Genomic DNA, 501 nt, shown 5'->3' on the forward strand with positions numbered 1-501 from the left:
CCGCCCACTTCACATCCCGGCCCAATTGATTGGCGTGATCCAGCAGCATGCGCACTTTCACCCCCCGGCGCGCCGCTTCCAGCACCCGGTAGATCAGCAGCTTGCCGGTGGTGTCGTCATCCCAGATGTAATACTGCACATCCAGGGTTCGCCGGGCCAGACGGACCAGGGTGACACGCAGGGTGAACGCCTGGTCGCTGTCAGACACCAGCGACAGGGAGGACAGTGCCGTCGGGCTGGCCTGCGCACTCATAATGTTCCCTCTCCATTTACCCACACCGCTCCATTGCCGTTGTTATGACCCGCTCATGACCGGGCCATGATGATTGTCCTGTTTTCGCCAGTAATGCCTACCCTGCCATAAAACGAACGGCATTCACCTAAAATTCACAGGTTTTTTACGCCCGGGACTTGTCACGCCGCCACCCTCTGGACACTCCATTTTCTGCTCAGGGATGAACACTCATGAAGCACATTCTTTTCGCCGGCCTGCTGGCCGCC

At 58.7% G+C, this 501-nt stretch carries 1 pseudogene; it reads right to left on the reverse strand.

The window, feature by feature from the left end:
• A pseudogene (locus A3714_RS02820) lies at positions 1-253 on the reverse strand (phospholipase D family protein); the annotation flags it as partial.
• Positions 254-501 lie beyond the last annotated feature (248 nt).

The organism is Alcanivorax sp. HI0007 (assembly GCF_001635525.1).
Taxonomy (GTDB): Bacteria; Pseudomonadota; Gammaproteobacteria; order Pseudomonadales; family Alcanivoracaceae; genus Alcanivorax.